This is a genomic window from Saccharopolyspora sp. NFXS83 (genome assembly GCF_026241095.1).
Classification (GTDB): Bacteria; Actinomycetota; Actinomycetes; order Mycobacteriales; family Pseudonocardiaceae; genus Saccharopolyspora_C.
Map to the genome: position 1 here is coordinate 289,111 of NZ_JAPFGB010000001.1, position 18,424 is coordinate 307,534.

General features: G+C 72.0%; 18 protein-coding genes. 13 read left to right on the plus strand and 5 right to left on the minus strand.

The window, feature by feature from the left end; genetic code table 11:
- The first annotated feature begins 36 nt into the window (after window positions 1–36).
- Complete coding sequence (locus OOZ19_RS01465) at window positions 37–1,536, plus strand: M1 family metallopeptidase (protein WP_266087341.1); 1,500 nt, start codon at window positions 37–39, stop codon at window positions 1,534–1,536.
- A gap of 54 nt (window positions 1,537–1,590) precedes the next feature.
- Here OOZ19_RS01465 and OOZ19_RS01470 read toward each other — a convergent pair whose 3' ends face one another.
- The gene (locus OOZ19_RS01470) at window positions 1,591–2,901 is read right to left on the minus strand and encodes an isochorismate synthase (protein ID WP_266087343.1); all 1,311 of its coding nucleotides are present in this window, start codon (window positions 2,899–2,901) and stop codon (window positions 1,591–1,593) included.
- Between the two features lie 61 nt (window positions 2,902–2,962).
- On the opposite strand from OOZ19_RS01470, the gene OOZ19_RS01475 reads away from it, so the two are divergent.
- The 3 genes from OOZ19_RS01475 (at window position 2,963) to OOZ19_RS01485 (ending at window position 5,418) form a co-directional block, all read left to right on the plus strand.
- Window positions 2,963–3,442, plus strand: coding sequence for a DUF3592 domain-containing protein (locus OOZ19_RS01475; RefSeq protein ID WP_266087344.1), 480 nt, complete (start codon window positions 2,963–2,965; stop codon window positions 3,440–3,442).
- A 184-nt stretch (window positions 3,443–3,626) separates the two neighbouring features.
- The gene (gene paaC / locus OOZ19_RS01480) at window positions 3,627–4,604 is read left to right on the plus strand and encodes a 1,2-phenylacetyl-CoA epoxidase subunit PaaC (RefSeq protein WP_266087345.1); all 978 of its coding nucleotides are present in this window, start codon (window positions 3,627–3,629) and stop codon (window positions 4,602–4,604) included.
- Window positions 4,605–4,782: 178 nt separating this feature from the next.
- Window positions 4,783–5,418, plus strand: coding sequence for a hypothetical protein (locus tag OOZ19_RS01485; RefSeq protein ID WP_266087754.1), 636 nt, complete (start codon window positions 4,783–4,785; stop codon window positions 5,416–5,418).
- 24 nt (window positions 5,419–5,442) lie between these two features.
- Here the strand turns inward: OOZ19_RS01485 and OOZ19_RS01490 are convergent, their stop codons facing one another.
- Window positions 5,443–6,309: an inositol monophosphatase family protein gene (locus OOZ19_RS01490; RefSeq protein WP_266087347.1), complete on the minus strand. Its 867-nt coding sequence runs from the start codon at window positions 6,307–6,309 to the stop codon at window positions 5,443–5,445.
- Between the two features lie 216 nt (window positions 6,310–6,525).
- Between OOZ19_RS01490 and OOZ19_RS01495 the strand changes: the two genes are divergently transcribed.
- Together OOZ19_RS01495 and OOZ19_RS01500 are read left to right on the plus strand one after the other, a co-directional pair.
- The gene (locus tag OOZ19_RS01495; protein WP_323055077.1) at window positions 6,526–7,641 is read left to right on the plus strand and encodes a glycosyltransferase family 4 protein; all 1,116 of its coding nucleotides are present in this window, start codon (window positions 6,526–6,528) and stop codon (window positions 7,639–7,641) included.
- Window positions 7,642–7,667: 26 nt separating this feature from the next.
- Complete coding sequence (locus tag OOZ19_RS01500; protein WP_266087351.1) at window positions 7,668–8,357, plus strand: demethylmenaquinone methyltransferase; 690 nt, start codon at window positions 7,668–7,670, stop codon at window positions 8,355–8,357.
- Window positions 8,358–8,705: 348 nt separating this feature from the next.
- On the opposite strand, the gene OOZ19_RS01505 is transcribed toward OOZ19_RS01500, so the two are convergent.
- The 3 genes from OOZ19_RS01505 to OOZ19_RS01515 are packed head-to-tail and all read right to left on the minus strand — an operon-like array spanning window position 8,706 to window position 11,582.
- A complete protein-coding gene (locus tag OOZ19_RS01505; protein ID WP_266087353.1) occupies window positions 8,706–9,008 on the minus strand; it encodes an AtuA-related protein in 303 nt (100 codons plus the stop codon).
- Window positions 8,992–10,314, minus strand: a complete 1,323-nt coding sequence (locus OOZ19_RS01510; protein WP_266087355.1) for an acyclic terpene utilization AtuA family protein — start codon at window positions 10,312–10,314, stop codon at window positions 8,992–8,994. The genes OOZ19_RS01505 and OOZ19_RS01510 overlap by 17 nt, the downstream gene beginning before the upstream one ends.
- Entirely contained in the window at window positions 10,311–11,582 is a 1,272-nt protein-coding gene (locus OOZ19_RS01515; protein ID WP_266087357.1) for a CitMHS family transporter, read from the minus strand. The genes OOZ19_RS01510 and OOZ19_RS01515 overlap by 4 nt, the downstream gene beginning before the upstream one ends.
- A 95-nt stretch (window positions 11,583–11,677) precedes the next feature.
- Between OOZ19_RS01515 and OOZ19_RS01520 the strand changes: the two genes are divergently transcribed.
- From OOZ19_RS01520 to nuoE, 7 genes are all read left to right on the plus strand, one after another.
- Window positions 11,678–12,610: a LysR family transcriptional regulator gene (locus OOZ19_RS01520; RefSeq protein WP_266087359.1), complete on the plus strand. Its 933-nt coding sequence runs from the start codon at window positions 11,678–11,680 to the stop codon at window positions 12,608–12,610.
- Between the two features lie 273 nt (window positions 12,611–12,883).
- Window positions 12,884–14,182 carry a geranylgeranyl reductase family protein gene (locus OOZ19_RS01525; protein WP_266087361.1) on the plus strand — a complete coding sequence of 433 codons (1,299 nt, stop codon included), beginning with the start codon at window positions 12,884–12,886 and terminating at the stop codon, window positions 14,180–14,182.
- Window positions 14,183–14,338: 156 nt separating this feature from the next.
- Entirely contained in the window at window positions 14,339–14,728 is a 390-nt protein-coding gene (locus OOZ19_RS01530) for an NADH-quinone oxidoreductase subunit A (RefSeq protein ID WP_184476093.1), read from the plus strand.
- Between the two features lie 68 nt (window positions 14,729–14,796).
- Window positions 14,797–15,477 (plus strand): NuoB/complex I 20 kDa subunit family protein, encoded by a 681-nt coding sequence (locus OOZ19_RS01535; protein WP_184476096.1) that lies wholly within the window; start codon window positions 14,797–14,799, stop codon window positions 15,475–15,477.
- 5 nt (window positions 15,478–15,482) lie between these two features.
- Window positions 15,483–16,259: an NADH-quinone oxidoreductase subunit C gene (locus OOZ19_RS01540; RefSeq protein ID WP_266087365.1), complete on the plus strand. Its 777-nt coding sequence runs from the start codon at window positions 15,483–15,485 to the stop codon at window positions 16,257–16,259.
- A gap of 52 nt (window positions 16,260–16,311) precedes the next feature.
- On the plus strand, window positions 16,312–17,655 hold the full coding sequence (locus OOZ19_RS01545; protein ID WP_266087367.1) for an NADH-quinone oxidoreductase subunit D: 1,344 nt from the start codon (window positions 16,312–16,314) through the stop codon (window positions 17,653–17,655).
- Window positions 17,652–18,419 carry an NADH-quinone oxidoreductase subunit NuoE gene (gene nuoE, locus OOZ19_RS01550; protein ID WP_266087370.1) on the plus strand — a complete coding sequence of 256 codons (768 nt, stop codon included), beginning with the start codon at window positions 17,652–17,654 and terminating at the stop codon, window positions 18,417–18,419. Before OOZ19_RS01545 ends, nuoE begins: the two co-directional genes overlap by 4 nt.
- The last annotated feature ends 5 nt before the right edge of the window (window positions 18,420–18,424 follow it).

Sequence of the window (18,424 nt, forward strand, 5' to 3'; positions counted from 1 at the left end):
CTGCAGGAAAAGACCTGATCTTCGGGAGGTGCCCTGGTGTTCAAGCGAACCGGTCTTCGGGTGACGGCCGCCGCGTGCTGCGCCGCGGCGTTCCTGGCGACTCCCGCCTCCGCGGGGACCGGCGGCCCCGGTGCTCCGGGCGCGGGTGACCCCTACTTCCCCGAGTACGGCAACGGCGGCTACGACGTGTCGCACTACGACGTGCGGCTGCGCTACGAACCGCGGGACGACCGGCTCGCCGGCACCACGACGATCGTGGCGAAGCCGACCCAGAACCTCACCGCGTTCAACCTCGACTTCGCGCTGCCGGTGAAGTCGATCCGGGTCAACGGCAGTCCGTCGACCTTCCAGCAGCAGGGCACCGAACTCACCGTCACGCCGCCCGCCGAACTGCCCGCGGGTGCCGAGGCCACGTTCGTCGTCGACTACGACGGCGTGCCCTCCAGCGTCGAGGTCGGCGGGATCAGCCCGTGGACCCGCACCTCGGACGGCGCGCTGGCCATCGGCCAACCGGAGATCTCCGCGTGGTGGTTCCCCGGCAACGACCATCCCAGGGACAAGGCCACCTTCGACATCGCCGTCGACGTGCCCGACGGCACCGAGGTGCTGTCCAACGGCGTGAACACCGACACCTCCGCGCTGGCCGGTCGCACCACGTGGAAGTGGCGCACCACCAAGCCGACCGCCACCTACCTGGCGTTCCTGGGCATCGGCCAGTACGCGATCAACACGAAGACCGGAGCCTTCGAGCAGCCCTTCGTCACCGCCTACGCCGACGGCCTCGGCGAGGTCGAGGGCGCGGCCAAGGCCAGCGTCGAGCGGACCCCGGAGGTGCTGGACTTCCTCGCAGGTCTGTTCGGCGAGTACCCGTTCGAGGCGCAGGGCGGTGTGGTCCCGGCGGAAGGCCTGAACTTCGCGCTGGAGAACCAGACCCGGCCCACCTACAGCCCGAAGTTCTTCCAGGACGGGGCCAACACCTCCGTCGTCGTGCACGAGAACGCCCACCAGTGGTTCGGCGACTCGGTGTCGGTGGACACCTGGCGCGACATCTGGCTCAACGAGGGCTTCGCCAGCTACGCGGAATGGCTGTGGTCGGAGCAGCAGGGCACCGGAACGGCGCAGGAGCTGTTCGACCACTACTACTCGACCGCACCGGAAAACTCGTTCTGGCAGGTCGCCCCCGGTGAGCCGGGACCGGACAACATCTTCAGCGATGCCGTCTACGACCGCGGCGCGCTGACCCTGCACGCCCTGCGCAACGTCATCGGCGAACAAGCGCTGCTCGACGTGGTGCGAACCTGGGTCGAGGACAAGCGGTACTCCACCGGCACCGTGGAGGACTTCATCACGCTCACCGAGCAGCGTTCCGGCGAGCAGCTCGACGAGTTCTTCCAGGTGTGGCTGTTCACGCCCGGCAAGCCCGCCGCGACCCCGGAGAACGGGATTCCGGCATCTGCCACCCGGGCCGGGGTGATCGCTCCGGAAGCGGTGGCCGAGATCGACGCCACCCACCGGCACGTGCACGACCACCACTGATCGGCAGTCCGGATGCCGGGGCGGCCCACCCGTCCCGGCAGCCGGACGCGTGCCTCAGCCGAGGCCGTCGAGCGCTTCGCGGACCGGCAACATCTTCGCCGCCGCCTCCGCGACCTCCAGGTCCGGATCGGAGCCGGCGACGATGCCGCCCCCGGCGAACAACCGGGCCCGCCCGCCCGCACCGCCGGGGGAACCGCCGTCCTCGATCTGCGCGCAGCGCAACGCGATCCCCAGCTCCCCGTTGCCCGCGTCGTCCACCCAGCCGACCGGGCCGCTGTAACGCCCGCGGTCCATGCCTTCCAGCCGTCCGATCAGCGAGACCGCCGCAGGGGTCGGCGTCCCGCCGACCGCGGCGCTCGGGTGCACCGCGGCAGCGAGCCGCAGCAACGCCGCCACGCCGTTGCTCGCCGCGTGCTCGTGCAGCTCACCGGTGATGTGCGACGCCAGGTGCAGCACGTTGCGCAGCCGCAGCACCTCCGGGCGCTCGGGCACCGCCAGCTCCCCGCAGAACGGCCGGAGCTCGGCGGCCAGCGACTCGGTGGCGAAGGCGTGTTCCGACAGGTCCTTCGCCGACCCGAGCAGCGTCGAGGCGAGTTCTTCGGCGCTGACACCGGGTGTCGGCCACGTCGTGCCGGCCAGCACCCGCGACCGGATGCGCCGCCCGGTCCGCTCCAGCAGCAGCTCCGGAGTCGCCCCCACCAGCCCGTCCACCGCGAAGCTCCAGCAACCGGGATAGCGCGCCGCGAGGTTGCCCAGCAGGTAGCGGGCGTCCAGCGGTTCGGCCGTGGTCGCCAGCAGGTCGTGCGCCAGCACCACCTTCCGCACCGCCTCGCCGCCCGAGCCGGCCGCGCGACCGGAATCCTCCGATCCCAGGAGCCGCACCGCCTCGGCCACCGACCGCCGGTACCGCTCGGCGGACACGGCGCCCGCGCCGTAGCGGACCGCGCCGGGATCGTCCACCGGCAGCCGCGCAGCCGTCGACGGCTCCCCGACGGTCGTGATCCAGCGGACGCCGTCGCGGGAGCCCACCACGACCTCCGGGACGACGACCACGGAATCGCCCGGCCGGTCGGCGAACGCGAAGCTGGTGAACGCCACCGGGCCGGTTCCCGGCAACCGCACCTCGTCGTGCACCTCCACGCGCTCGCACCAGGCGTGCCACCAGGTGTCGGCCGCCGCGAACCGCCCCGGCCCCGAGGTGTCCAGCCGCGCCGCGCAACCCCAGCCGACCAGCCCCTCCCCGCCGCGGACCCAGCTCAGCGGAGACCGGTCGGGCAGCAGCTCCAGCAGCGCCGCGGTGCGCCGCGGGTCGTCTTCGGGGATCGCGATGGTGCGGACGGTCAGCGGACTCGGGGATGTCGCCACGCGTAGAGCCTAGGTGCGGCTGCCCGTGGAGGTCATGACCCGGCTCCTACAATCGGCGATCGTGGCGAGCGACGAGGTGCCCCCGGAGGCGACCGAAACGGACGACGGCGGGCCCCGGTGGCCCGCGCGGCGCGTCCGCCGAGCCTGCGCCCGCGGTGTCCTGGTCCTGGGCGTGCTGCTGACCGTGCTCGGCCTGTCGGTGGTCGCGGCCTGCGCCATCGACGACCGCACCATCGCGGAGTCCCGCGGCGACGGGGTGGCCGAAGTGCTGGACACCTCGCTGACCCGCACCGTCATCCGGTTCAGCACCCCCGAAGGCCGGGTGTACATCCCGCAGGACGGCGTGCTCTACCCCGGTGGCCTGCAACAAGGCCAGTTCGTGCGCGTCGAGTACGACACGCGCAACCCCGACCTGGTCCGCGTCGCGGGCCGCGGCATGGTGCTGTCCCTGCTGCCGGTGGCCGGGTGGCTCGCCGGGCTCTGGGTCGTCGTCGGCGGAGCGCACTGGCTGCTGCGCCGCCCCGCACCCGGCGAACGCTGAACAACCGGGAATTCCGTCCCTTCCGCGCCGCCCGGCACGGCGGCCACAGTGTGCCCAGGTGACCCCGCGGTAGCGGGTGAACCGGTGGGGCCGACGGCCGCACCAGCGAGTGTCAAGTGGTCTCGCGACCAGCGGTCCAGCCCGCACCACCGGGTGCGGCCCCCGCGAGGTGGGTGAGCGCGTCATGGACACGATGAACTTCGGAACGGGTGACCGGTCCGGCCGGGGCGCCTCCGCCGGAAACCCGGACAGGTGGCCGGCATCGGACGGTGCGGCGGCGGCCGACCCCGGCGGGCAGGACACGCCCACGCCGGAGACGAGGCGGCCCGAGTGGGTCCTGGGCGTCCCGGCCGCCCCGGCGGAGAGCCGGGCCGTGCCGGACGGGGCGGCCCCGGCGGACCTCGCGCGGTACTGCCTGATGCTGGGCGACGACGCGCTGCTGCTGGCGCACCGCCTGTCCGCGTGGGGCGTGCGCGGCCCCGACTTGGAAGAGGGCGCCGCACTGGCGGCGATCACCGTCGACCTGCTCGACCAGGCCCGGCCGCTGCTGGCCCGCGCCGCCGAACTCGAAGGCGCGGGCCGGGACGCCGACCTGCTCGCCTACCACCGCGACAGCAGCCGGTTCCGCAACGTCCGGCTCGCCGAGATCGACTGCGGTCCGGGCCCCGGCGGCGACTTCGCCATGACCGTCGCCCGGTTGCTGCTGTTCGCCTCGTGGCGCCACGCCGTGTTCGAGCGGCTCGCCGGCACCCGCGACCCGGTGCTCTCGGCCATCGCCATGCGGACCTGGCGGGTGCTGCTGCGCCACCGCGAGCACGCCGCGCAGTGGGTGATCAGGCTCGGCGACGGCGGGCCCGAGGCGCGCACCCGGATGCTCGACGCGCTGCACCGGCTGTGGCCGCTGACCGGTGAGCTGTTCGCGGTGCACCCGGTGGAGCTCAGGCTGGCCGCGGCGAACTGCGCGGTGGCCCCGGACGTGGTGCGCGCCGACGTGGCCGCGGTGCTGGACGAAACGCTGTCGGTGGCCCGGCTCGACCTGCCCGACCTCGCCGAAGTGCGCTGGACGGGCGCCGGCGGGCGCTACGGCGTGCACACCGAGTCGATGCCGTTCGTGCTCGCCGACATGCAGCACCTGGTGCGGGCCGATCCGCTCGAACCGTGATGATTCCGTTTCCGCGAATGAGTACTTTCCCGCACGATCCGCCGCGGCGGTGCGGGCAAAGTGGGTGCGATGCCGGGAAAAACCCGGTGGGTCCGCCGCAGGACCGTCTTGGGGGCGAAGGTGGTACGCGGAAACCGAACGGAAGGCGCAACTGGAGATGGACGGTTTCTGGTTGGCAGTGCTAGTGGGAACGTTCGCGGGTGGCATGGGCGCGGCGGGCACGCTGCTGGCCTGCCGACTGCTGCGGAAGCGGTCGGTGCCCCCTGAACCGGTCGTGCCGCCCCGACCGACCGCGGAGCCCCTCGGGGATCACGGCCTCGGCGAACCGGACCGGGCCGACACCTTGCTCCGCGACCTGCACCGGTGCGAGCAGGCGGTGGCGCGGGCCAGGTGCGCCGTCGAATCGGTGTCGTCGGCGCGAGCGCGCGAAGCCCTGCTGATGGTGGTCCGCCGGATGGACGCCGAGCTCCCCAACGTGCAGGCCCTCGTGGAAGTGGGACGGGGCCTCGGCGCCGGTGCCCGCCCGCGGGGCCTGCCGGACGCGGACCGCGGCGACGAAGTGCTCCGGAGGCTGCGCGGCCAGCTCTGCGACGTCGCCGCGCGCTTCGGCATGATCACCGATCACGTGCTGGACATCGTCGTCGACCTCGTCGCCGCGCCTGACCTGCACCGGATGCGCCACGAGGTCGCCGTGCTGCGCGACCAGTTCCCGCTGCTGCGGCCCATGTCGGCGGTGTTCGGCCCCGGTGAGCGCGCGACCGGAGGCGCTCCGTTCGACCTGCCGTCCTCCACACCTGCGATGTCCGCTCCCTGACCTCCGCGCGAACGAGACCGGGGCTCAGAGCGAGGCCTGCTGCCACCACTCCAGCACGTCACCGGCGACGGCCGGACCCGCCACCAGCAGGCCGCCCCTCGGCAGCGTCGCCGGTTCCCCGCGCCGGTCGAGCACCGCGGCACCCGATTCGACGGCCAGCGCCAGCGCGCCCGCCACGTCCCACTCCTCGTAGGAGTCCAGCACCGCCGCCGTCGCATGCCCCAGCGCGACCTGCGCGATCGCCAACGCCGGAGAGCCCAGCAGGCGCACGCCCACCTGGGCCTTCGTCGCGTTGCTGATGAACCGGTCCATCCCCGGCCACGTCCCGCCGCGGGTGAGCTCCGTGCACACGATGCCCGCGCGCGTCTCCTGCTGATCGGCGAGCCGCACCGGGGTGCCGTTGGCCCGCATGCCCCGGCCGCGCGCCGCCGCGTAGATCTGCGACCGGTACGGGTCGGCCACCACGCCCACCACCGGGCCGTGCTCGTCCAGCATCGCGAGGCTGTAGGCGCACCACGGCATCCCGGCCACGTAGTTCGCGGTCCCGTCCACCGGGTCCACCGACCAGCGGTACCGGGCCGAACCCGACCGGGCCGTGAGCTGGTCGGCGACCGACGTGGACCACTCCGGGCCCGAGTCGAACTCCTCGCCGAACACCGGCACGCCGGGGAACTCGTCACCCAGCACGCGCCGCGTGTGCCGCTCCAGCGTGCGCCCCGTGTCCGTGACCCAGTCGAACGGAGACTCCGACGCCGCGGGCCTCGCCCCCCGGCCCGCCGTAGCGGTGATCACGTCGGCGGCGTCGTTCGCGAGCCGCCCCGCCACTTCCAGCGCACGGGAGATCAGCCCGGGCTCGATGCCGTGAGAAGGCTGCGAAGGCAAGACCGTCATGCCGCTCCAGTGTCGTGACCCCCGGTGTATGCGAAGCCACACCGAGGTGGACGCGGAAAGAGGACCTGCCGACCTTTGCCCTCGGATCCCCGCACCGCGAGCCGGGCCGGGCAGGGCAGTTGGCCGGTAATTGCGTTCGTGTTCTGAGGGGTGTCACGTGGGGGACGTCTGGGCGCCGAGGTGGGGCGGGACCGTGTCATCGTGCGGATCGCCATCGTGTCGGAAAGTTTCCTTCCGCAGGTCAACGGGGTCACCAACTCCGTGCTGCGAGTGGTTGAGCATGTGCGTCGCCGGGGTGATGAGGCTCTGGTGATCGCTCCGGGGGCCGGGCCGGAGGAGTACGAAGGCATTCCGGTGATCCGGTTGCCCGCGGTGGACATCCCTGTGGTGTCGTCGTTGCCGATCGGGTTCCCGACCCGGCGGTTGCTGCAGGGGTTGCAGGACTTCGGGCCGGACGTGGTGCACCTGGCTTCGCCGTTCGTGGTGGGTGCTCGGGGGCTCGCGGCGGCGCGGAAGCTGGGCGTGCCGACCGTCGCCGTCTACCAGACCGATGTCGCCGGGTTCGCCGAGTCGTACGGGCTGGGGCTGACGGCGCGCGCCGCGTGGCGCTGGACGCGGCGGCTGCACTGCGGCGCCGACCGCACGCTCGCGCCGTCGACCTGGGCCGCGGAGGCGTTGCGGCAGCACGGCGTGCCTCGGGTGCACCGGTGGGGTCGTGGCGTGGACACCACCCGGTTCCACCCGGCGAAGCGCGACGAGTCGTTGCGCGCGGAACTCGCTCCCGGCGGGGAGCTGCTGGTCGGCTACGTCGGCAGGCTCGCCCCGGAGAAGCACATCGAGCGGCTCGCCGCGCTCAACGAGGTGCCGGGGGTGCGGGTCGTGATCGTCGGCGACGGGCCGCAGCGGGAGGCGCTCGCCGCGGAGCTGCCCGGCGCCGCCTTCCTGGGCCTGCGCACCGGCGATGAGCTGGCGCGGATCTACGCGAGCCTCGACGTGTTCGTGCACACCGGCCCGTACGAGACGTTCTGCCAATCCGTGCAGGAGGCGATGGCCGCCGGGATCCCCGCGATCGCGCCGGACGCGGGCGGCCCTCGGGACCTCGTGCTGCCGGGGCGAACCGGCTACCTGCTGCCGCCGCACGACGAGGACGCGCACGCCGAGCGGCTGCGCGCGGCCATCGGCGCGTTGCGTGATCCGGCGTTGCGGGCCCGCTTCGGCGCCGCCGCGCGGGAGTCCGTCGCGCAGCGCACCTGGCCCGCGGTGTGCGAGCAGCTGATCGGCCACTACGGGGAGGTCATCGGGCGGCCCCGGGCCGACCGGTTGGCCGCGTGAGCGTGCGCTGCACGTAGGCTGCACGGGTGTCTCGTGCCGGTTTGGACAAGGATCCGCAAGCGGTCGCCGCGATGTTCGACGGCGTCGCGAAGCGCTACGACCTGACGAACACGGTGATGTCGTTCGGCCAGGACCGGCGGTGGCGGCAGATCACCCGGCAGGCGCTCGACCCGAAGCCGGCCGAGCGGGTCTTGGACCTCGCCGCGGGAAGCGGCGTGTCGACCGCCGAGCTCGCGCGCTCGGGCGCGTGGTGCGTGGCCGCCGACTTCTCGCTCGGCATGTTGTCGGTGGGGCGTGATCGCGGGCTGCCGATGGTGGCCGCCGACGCGCTGCACCTGCCGTTCGCGGACGCCTCGTTCGACGCGGCGACGATCTCGTTCGGCCTGCGCAACGTGGTGGACACCGTCGCGGGACTGCGGGAGATGGCGCGCGTCGTGCGCCCCGGCGGCCGGCTCGTGGTGTGCGAGTTCTCCACGCCGACCTGGGAACCGTTCCGCACGGTCTACATGAACTACGTGATGCGGGCGCTGCCGTCCATCGCGCGCGCCGTGTCCTCCAACCCCGACGCGTACGTCTACCTGGCCGAGTCCATCCGGGCCTGGCCGGACCAGCGGGCGCTGTCGGCGAAGATCGCCGAGGCGGGCTGGTCGAAGGTCGCCTGGCGCGACCTGATGGGCGGCGCCGTCGCGGTGCACCGGGCGTTCAAGCCCGAGTGATCCCCGCCCGCTGACCGGCCCCGCGCCAGCAGCGGCGAATCCGCTGAGCGGGCGAACCTCCGAGCCGGGAACCGCGGAGTTGCTCTCACCGTTCCGGGCGGCCCGGAACTCGTGATCAGCGTCCTGCCAGCGGCAAAGCCCGAGAGGGCGGGCGAAGCGACGCCTGGCCCGGCGACCGAAGGCCGTCCAGCCGAGCGGCGCGGTCCGAGAAGGGCAAGCGGAGCGACGCCTGGCCCGCGGCTAAGCCGTGCCTGCACAGCGCGGAGCGCTTCAGCCCACGGCGCAAAGCCGCCCACGCTGAGGGTTCCGCTCCCCCGGACACCCAAGGCGGACGAGCCGTGGAAGCCCTCACAGCACGAGGGCGAGCAGCCGGTGGCCGAGGGTCTTGCCGTGGGTGTCCAGCGCGAGCGAGGTCGTCACGCCGCCGTCCAAGGCCTGGTGGCAGACGAACTGCAGCGCGCACAGCAGCGGCAGCTCGTAGCGCAGGACCTCGCCGCGCACCCGCCCCGCCAGGTGGGCCCGGACCCGGTCCGCGGTGACTTCGCGGCGCAGCAGCTCGTAGTCGGCGTCGTCGTGCGCGAACAGCGACAGCGTCGAGATGTCGCCCTTGTCCCCGGCGCGGCAGTGCGCGATCTCATGCAGCAGCATCATCGGCCTCCAGCAGCGTCACCCGCGGGCGCACCGGCTCCCGGGGGATCGAGGTGGACACGATCCCGATCACGTCCTGCACCGAGGTGCGCACCCCGCCGCCTCCGGCGGGGCCGTTCGTGTACAGCGATTCGACCTCGTGGCACACCAGGTCGGCTCGGGCGGCGTCCGGAGCGAGCGCGGCCACCCGCAGCCTGCACTCCGCCTCGGCGGAGGGGGAATCGCCGAGCTGGCCCAGCACTTCCGCGCGCACCCGCAGCCCGGTGCCACCGAGCCGTTCGGTGACGACGTCGGCGGCGAGCCGGGCGCGGCGGGCCGCGTTCGGTCCGGCGTAGCCGATCTCGGCTTCCGCCCGGTGCCCGGCGCGGTAGCCGACGCTCACCTTGAGCTCGTCCGGCCGGATCCGGCCGCGGGCGCCCGCGACCCGCACCCGGTCGGGCCCGGTCTCGGTGGCGGTGACCGCGCGGAAGTCCAGCACCACGTCCGGAGTGCGGTAGCCGGTGGGGTCGGTGACCTCGTAGAGCAGCTGTTCCCGCACGGTCGCGCGGTTCACCACGCCGCCGGTGCCGTCGAGCTTGCCGAGCACCGCCGCGCCGTCGCCCGCGACGTCGGCGAACGGGAACCCCAGGTCGGCGAGTCCGGGCACGTCCTTGACGCCAGGATCGGCGAAGTAGCCGCCGGTGACCTGCCCGGCGCACTCCAGCAGGTGCCCGACGAGCGTGCCCGCCGCGGCCCGATCAGGGTCGGCGAGGTCCCAGCCGAGGCGGTGCGCGAGCGGGGCCAGGAACAGCGACGGGTCGGCGACCCTGCCGGTGAGCACGACCGAAGCGCCGGTCGCCAGCGCGGGCAGCAGCGCGTCGGCGCCCAGGTAGGCGTTGGCGGACACCACCTCGCCGTGCTCGCCCAGCGCGATGCCGTCCTCCCACGCGGGCGCCGCGAGGTCCAGCTCGGCCAGCACGTCGTCCCCGGTGACCACCGCCACCCGGCCGGGCAGCCGGTGCTCGCGCAACAGCGCGCGGGTGACCTCCCCGGCCGCGAGCGGGTTCGCCGCGCCCATGTTCGTCAGCACCCGCACGCCCCGGCGCGCCGCCACCGGCAGCAGCCGCTCGAACCGGGCGCGCAGCCGCGGGTCGTAGCCCAGGTCCGGGTCGGCGAGCCTGCGCCGCTGGCCGAGCGCGATGGTGCGTTCCGCCAGGCATTCCAGCACCAGGTCGTCGAGCCCGGCGTGCTCGGCCAGCGCCACCGCGGGCTCGATCCGGTCGCCCGCGAACCCGGCGCCGCTGCCGATCCGCGTCGTCGCGGCGTTCACAGCGCACCCGTCAGGACCGCGACGACGGTCATCACCAGCGTCGTGCCGAACGCCCACTTGAACAGGAACCGCTGGTGCTCCCCGAGGTCGACCTCGGTCAGGCCGAGCAGCACGAACGTGGCCGCCGTCAGCGGGCTCAGCGGGAAGCCGGTGGTCATCTGCCCCAGTACCGCGGCCCGCCCGGCGGCCAGCGGGTCGCCGCCGAGCGCCGCGGTGGTCTCGGCCAGCACCGGCACCACGCCGAAGTAGTAGGCGTCGGGGGTGAACACCAGGCTCAGCGGCATCCCCAGCACCGCCGTGATCACCGGGAGCACGCCGCCCGCTCCGTCGGGCACCACGGAGACCAGGCTCTCCGCCATCGCCCGGATCATGCCGGTGCCGGTGAGGATGCCGGTGAACACGCCCGCCGCGAAGATCATCGTGGTAACGAGCACGACGTTGTGGCCGTGCTTGGTGAACAGCTCCTGCTGCCCGCTCCAGGACCGCCGGTTGATCAGCAGCGCCAGCAGGAACGCCAGCACGAACAGCACTTCCAGTTCCGCGAGCTGCGCCAGCAGCGCCGCGACCAGCACGAGCGTGAGCACCAGGTTGAGCCGGAACCGGATGCGGGCCGGGCGGTCCAGGACGGGCCGCTCGATCTCCAGCACCTCCCCGACGCCGAGGCGCCTGCGCTCCCTGCGGCCGAGGATCACCGCCACGACCAGCACCCAGACGATCCCGCCGAGCATGGCGGGCAGGATCGGCAGGAACACCTCGGAGCTGCCGGCGCCGAGGACGGCCATGGTGCGGGCGGCGGGCCCGCCCCACGGGGTCATGTTCATGACGCCGGCGCCGAGCCCGATCACGCCCGCCAGCAGGATCCGGCTCATGCCCAGCCGCTTGTAGATCGGCAGCATCGCGGTGCAGGTGATCAGGAAGGTGGAGGACCCGTCGCCGTCGAGGCCGACCAGCAGCGTCAGCACCGCGGTGCCCACGGTGATCTTGAGCGGGTCGCCCTTCGCCCAGCGCAGGATCCGCGCCACCAGCGGGTCGAACAGCCCGCTGTCGGACATCAGGCTGAAGTACAGCACCGCGAAGGTGATCATGATGGCGACCGGCGTGACGGTGCTCAGCCCGTCGGCGACCAGCTCGCCCAGCCGCGGCGCGGCACCGGTGAGCAGGGCCGCCACCAGCGGCACCAGGGTCAGCGCGAGCAGCACCGACACCCGGCGGGACAGCACCAGGGCCAGGAACGTCCCGATGGTGAGGAAACCAGTCGCGGCGAGCATCGTTGCGGCACCTCCGGCGTTGAGCTGGAAGTACTGTGTCCGCTCGGCATATGCCGGTCAAGCATCGGATGTTGATAGATTCATGTGCTGTGCGGATGGATCTGACGTTGCAGCAGCTCCGGTCGATCCTCGCGGTGCACGAGGAAGGCGGGTTCACCGCCGCCGCCGAGCGGTTGCACCTCGCGCAGTCCTCGCTGAGCCGGACCGTGCTCGACGTGGAGCGCAAGCTCGGCATCACCCTGTTCGAGCGCACCACCCGGCGGCTGACGACCACCCCGGAAGGCGTCGAGTTCTGCGCCATCGCCCGCCGCGTCACCGACTCCTTCGACGCCGGGATGCGGCACTTCGACGGATTCCTGACCGGGTCCAGCGGCCGGGTGCGGGTGGCGACGCTGCCCTCCCTCGCGGCGATCCTGCTGCCGCCGGTGATCTCCGCGCATCGCGCCGCGCACCCCGGTATCGGGATGTCGATCGAGGACGCCCTGTCCGGCGAGGTGCTGCGCAGGGTGCGCAGCGGGGACGTCGACCTCGCCGTGACCGTGCTGCTCGACGACGCTGGCGACGACCTCGAAGCGCACCCGCTGGCCACCGACCGGTTCTGCTGCGTGTTCCCACCGGCGCACCGCTTCGCCGACCGCGACTCGCTGCGCTGGGACGACCTCGACGGCGAGCCCTACATCGCCTTCGACGCCGCCAGCAGCATCCGCGCGCACACCGACCGCGCGACCGCCGCCGCGCGAGTGCACCCGGAGCTCGTGGTGGCGGTGCGCAACATCGCCGCCGTGGCCGGGCTCGTCGCGGCGGGCCTGGGCGTCTCGGTCGTCCCCGGCTTGGTGCTGCCGCTGGTGGGCTTCGCGGGCCTGGAGCACCGGCCGCTGCGCGAGCCGGAGGTGCACCGGCGGATCGCCGTGGTCCGCGACCCGGCCCGGCCGCTGACCGCGGCGGCGGCCGACTTCCGCGCGGCGCTGCTCGCCGCGCACCGCACCCCGCTGCCCGCGGAAGCCTCCTGGCACGCGCGGGCGGAGTGACGGTCCCGGCGGCCCGTGGTGGCCGCCGCGGGCTCGACGATCTGGCGGAGATACGCCTCACCTGCGAGGACGGTCACCCGGGCGGCCCATCTTTCGGGGTCGATCGAGTGCCTCCACCGGCCTAGACTCGGCAGAGATAGTGAACTCGTTCACAAGCGGGTTCACCGAGTCACGGCGGAGCCGGGCCGGTGCGAGCGCCGGTGCGGGTACCAGGTGCGTCCGCGTGCCTCCGCCGTGGCGGTCACCGCACCTGCACGGCAATCAAGGAGTGTCATGACCAGCGCGACCCCCCGACGCCGACCGAACGACGACGCCGACGTGATCGTCGTCGGTGCCGGGCCGGCCGGCTCGACCGCGGCGACGTACCTGGCCCGCGCGGGCCTCGACGTGCTGCTGCTGGAGAAGAGCGTCTTCCCGCGGGAGAAGGTGTGCGGCGACGGCATCACGCCGCGCGGCGTCAAGCAGCTCATCGACCTCGGAGTGGACACCCGCGAGGACGCCGGCTGGCTGCACAACCGCGGCCTCCGCGTCGTCGGTGGCGGCGTGACGATCGAACTGGACTGGCCCGAGCTCGCGGACTTCCCGCCGTACGGCGTGGTCCGGCCGCGCAACGACTTCGACGACCTGCTGGCCCGCAACGCCGAACGAGCGGGCGCCCGGATGGTCCAGCAGACGACGGTGACCGGCGCCGTCAAGAATGAGCGGACCGGCCGAATCGACGGCGTCACCGCGAAGACCGGACCGGACAAGCAGCCCGTCACCTACCGGGCTCCGCTGGTGCTCGGTTGCGACGGGGTGTCGGCCCGGCTGGCGCTGTCGATGGGCATCGACAAGCGCGAGGACCGCCCGATGGGCGTGGCGGTGCGCCGCTACTACGACAGCCCGCGGACCAAGGACGACTTCCTGGAGTCGCACCTGGAGCTGTGGGACCGGTCCACGCCGTCGGAGCCGAAGCTGCTGCCCGGCTACGGCTGGATCTTCGGCATGGGCGACGGAACGGTGAACGTGGGCCTGGGCATCCTGTCGACGTCCAGCGCCTACGGCAAGACCGATTACCGCCAGCTGCTGCGCTCCTGGCTCGACGGAACCCCGGAGGAGTGGGGATTCCGCGAGGAGAACGCGACCGGCAAGATCGGCGGCGCGGCGCTGCCGATGGGCTTCAACCGCAAGCCGCACTACCAGGACGGGCTGCTGCTCGTCGGGGACGCCGGCGGCATGGTGAATCCGTTCAACGGCGAGGGCATCGCCTACGCCATGGAGTCCGCCCGGTTGGCGGCCGAGTGCGTGGTCCACGCGTACGCGCGGCCGGAGGGCCCTTCGCGGGAACACGCGCTGCGCCGGTACCCGTCCGCGGTGTCCGAAGCGATGGGCGGGTACTTCCGGCTCGGCAACATCTTCAGCAAGTTGATTGGCAATCCGACGGTGATGCGGATGGCCACCAAGCACGGGCTGCCAAGGGTCACGTTGATGCGTTTCGTGTTGAAACTGCTGGCAAATCTGTACGACGGCCGCGATGGGGACACGATGGACCGTGTGATCAGCACCACTACTCGTCTCACCCCTAGCGCCTGACAGTCGGAGTCTGGTCAGATGGTCACGTCGATGTGCGAGAAGTCATAAAGTTAGGTTCGCCTCACTGCGGAACGGTTACGGCCAACCGCATAGAGTGCTGAATCGACGCCGAAGACGTGACGTTCGTCTCGGCGGGGGCAGAAGGAGGGCGGTGTCATGGGCGACGCGAGCGCTTCGGGCGTGCTCGATCCGTACATCCCGCTGGTGCTGATGTTCGCGCTGGCACTGGGATTCGCGGTGTTCTCGGTGAGCATCGCGCCACTGGTCGGCCCCCGCCGGTACAACAAGGCGAAGCTCGATGCCTACGAGTGCGGGATCGAGCCTTCCCCGCAGCCCGTGATGGGCGGCGGTCGGATGCCGGTCGCGTACTACATCACGGCGATGCTGTTCATCCTCTTCGACATCGAAATGGTCTTCCTCTACCCGTTCGCGGTGTCCGCGGACTCCCTCGGCCTGTTCGGCGTGGCCGAGGTCGTGTTGTTCATCGCCACCGTCGGGTTCGCCTACGCCTACGTGTGGCGGCGCGGAGGTCTCGACTGGAACTAGCGCCCGGGTCCGGCGGACCTGAGCGAGCACTGACCGTTCTCAATGGCGACAGCGGAAGGAGTGCCGAGATGGGCCTCGAAGAGCAGCTGCCCAACGGCATCCTGTTGGCCAACGTGGAAAAGCTCGTCAACTGGACCCGGAAGACCTCGATGTGGCCCGCGACCTTCGGGTTGGCGTGCTGCGCGATCGAGATGATGACGGTCGGCGGTTCCCGCTACGACATCTCCAGGTTCGGCATGGAGCGCTTCTCCGCCACCCCGCGGCAGGCCGATCTGATGATCGTCGCCGGTCGGGTGACCAACAAGATGGCCCCGGTGCTGCGGCAGATCTACGACCAGATGCCGGAGCCGCGGTGGGTGCTGGCGATGGGCGTGTGCGCCTCCACCGGCGGGATGTTCAACAACTACGCCGTCGTGCAAGGCGTGGATCACGTGGTGCCGGTGGACATGTACCTGCCGGGCTGTCCGCCCCGGCCGGAGATGCTGCTGGACGCGATCCTCAAGCTGCACGCCAAGGTCATGGACGAGCCGATCAACGCCAAGCGCGCCGCGTTGCGCGCCGAGAGCGGGGCTCGCACCGAACTCATCGCCTCCTCCGAGCGCTACGCGCCGAAGAACCGTTCGCAGCGCAAGCGCGCCGAACGGCAGCAGCTCGCGCAGAGCCAGGAGATGGGCGCGGAAGGTCCGCTCGCGGTCGAGACCGACGCGCAGCGGCAGCAGACGCAGCGGCAACTCGGCGCGGGCAGGTGAGCGGCATGACCGACTCGAAGCAGACCACCCCGGACCCAGGCGAGAAGGGCTCCAGCGCGGAACGCGCGGGCGAGGGCCTGGAACCGGTTCGGGCCGGCGCGGGTGCGATCGCCGAACCGCGGGAGCCGATCGTCGCCGGTCGCGCCCGGCAGGGCATGTTCGGCGTGCGCGGCAGCGGGGACACCTCCGGCTACGGCGGGCTCCGGTTGCCGCCGCACGTGCCGCAGGCCGCCGAGCGGCCCTACGGCGGATGGTTCGACGACGTGGCCGACGCGCTGCTGGATTCGTTGCGGGACAAGGGGATCGACTCGGCGATCCAGCAGATCACGGTGGACCGCGGGGAGATCACCTTCTACGTGGACCGCGAGCACCTGGTGCAGACCTGCTCCTCGCTGCGCGACGACCCGGCGCTGCGCTTCGAGCTGTGCAGCTCGGTCTCCGGCGTGGACTACGGGCCGGAGGTGCCGCAGCGGCTGCACTCGGTCTACCACTTGACGTCGATGACGTTCCGGCGCCGGATCCGGCTGGAAGTGGCGGTGGACGCGGAGGATCCGCACCTGCCGTCGGTCGTGTCCGTCTACCCGACGGCCGACTTCCAGGAACGCGAGGCGTGGGACATGTTCGGCCTGATCTACGACGGCCACCCCGCGCTCACCCGGATCTTGATGCCGGACGACTGGGACGGGCACCCGCAGCGCAAGGACTACCCGCTGGGCGGCATCCCGGTGGAGTACAAGGGCGCCGAGATCCCGCCGCCGGACCAGCGACGAGCTTATTCATGAGGTGCCGGGCACTCAGCAGTCACGGCAGGCAGCACGCGGAGAGGTGCTGAACATGACCACCGAACCACTGACCGATCCCACCACGGACCCGGCCCACCCCGCCTCATCGCGGGAGACGACCGAAGGCCGCGTCTACACCGTCACCGGCGGCGACTGGGACGACTTCCTCGACGAGTCGGGCGACTCGGAGCGGGTCGTCATCAACCTCGGCCCGCAGCACCCGTCGACGCACGGCGTGCTGCGGCTGGTGCTGGAGCTGGAGGGCGAGACCGTCACGCAGGCCCGGTCCGTCATCGGCTACCTGCACACCGGGATCGAGAAGAACACCGAGTACCGCACCTGGACCCAGGGCGTCACGTTCGTGACGCGGATGGACTACCTGGCGCCGCTCTACAACGAGGCCGCCTACTGCCTCGGCGTGGAGAAGCTGCTCGGCGTGGAGGCGCCGACGCGGGCCCAGACGTTCCGGATCATGCTGATGGAGCTGAACCGGATCTCCTCGCACCTGGTGTTCCTGGCGACCGGCGCGATGGAGCTGGGCGCCTCCACCGGCATGACCTACGGGTTCCGCGACCGCGAGGAAGTGCTGCACCTGCTGGAATTCCTGACCGGCCTGCGGATGAACCACGCGTTCATCCGGCCGGGCGGGGTGGCCCAGGACCTGCCGGAGAACTACCGGGAGAAGGTCCTGGAGTTCATCAAGGTCATGGACAAGCGGCTGCCGGACTACGCGAAGCTGTTCTCCGGACAGCCGATCTGGAAGCAGCGGCTCAAGGACGTCGGCTACCTGCCGCTGGACGGGTGCCTGCAGCTGGGCGTGACCGGGCCGATCCTGCGCTCCGCGGGAGTCGCCTGGGACCTGCGCAAGATCGAGCCGTACTGCGGTTACGAGAACTTCGACTTCGAGGTGCCGACGAGCACCGGCGCGGACTGCTTCGCCCGGTTCCTGCTGCGGTTGGACGAGATCCACGAATCGCTCAAGATCATCCGGCAGTGCCTGGACGCGTTCGAGCCGGGCCCGGTGATGGTGGACGACCCGAAGATCGCCTGGCCGGCGAAGCTGAGCATCGGCCCGGACGGCATGGGCAACTCCCTGGAGCACGTCCGCAAGATCATGGGCCAGTCGATGGAATCGCTGATCCACCACTTCAAGCTGGTCACCGAAGGCTTCGACGTGCCGCCGGGGCAGGTGTACTCGCCGGTGGAGTCGCCGCGCGGCGAGCTGGGCTACCACTTGGTCTCCGACGGCGGCACCCGGCCGATGCGGGTGCACGTGCGGGAACCGAGCTTCGTGAACCTCCAGTCGTTCCCGGCGATGGCCGAGGGCGGACTGGTGGCGGACGTGATCGCGGCAGTGGCCTCGATCGACCCGGTGATGGGCGGGGTGGACCGATGACCGAGCAGTTCGACTTCACCACCACCGAGCACGTGCTGAGCCCGCCCGGCGAGCCGGTGTTCGGCGAGGGTGTGCGCGCCGACGCGAAGAAGCTCATCGAGCGCTACCCGGAGGCGCGCTCGGCGCTGCTGCCGATGCTGCACCTCGTGCAGTCCGAGCAGGGCCACGTCAGCTCCGAGGGCATCGAGTTCTGCGCCGAGCAGCTCGCCCTGTCGGCCGCCGAGGTCAGCGCGGTCGCCACGTTCTACACGATGTACAAGCGCAAGCCCTGCGGCGAGCACCTGGTCAGCGTGTGCACGAACACGCTGTGCGCGGCGCTGGGCGGCGACGACATCTACAAGGAGGTGTCCGAGCACCTGGGCGTCGGGCACGACGAGACCTCCGGGACGCCGGGCGAGCAGGGGTCGCTGACGCTGGAGCACGCCGAGTGCCTCGCCGCCTGCGACCACGCCCCGGTGTTGCAGGTCGACTACGAGTACTACGACAAGCAGAGCCCCGAGTCTGCGCTGGAACTGGTGAAGTCCTTGCAGCGCGGGGAGAAACCGGATCCGACGCGCGGCGCCCCGCTGACGGACTTCCGCCGCACCGAGCGCCAGCTCGCCGGGTTCTTCGACCGGCCGGGCGCCCGGCTGGAGGACACGGTGGACGGACCGTCGGCCGCGCCCGAGACGGTGCGCGGCGCCCACCTGGCCCGCGAGCGCGGCTGGACCGCGCCGCCGATGCCGGACGACGCGGAAATCCCGCCGCTGCCGGAGAAGGAGTGAGGGTG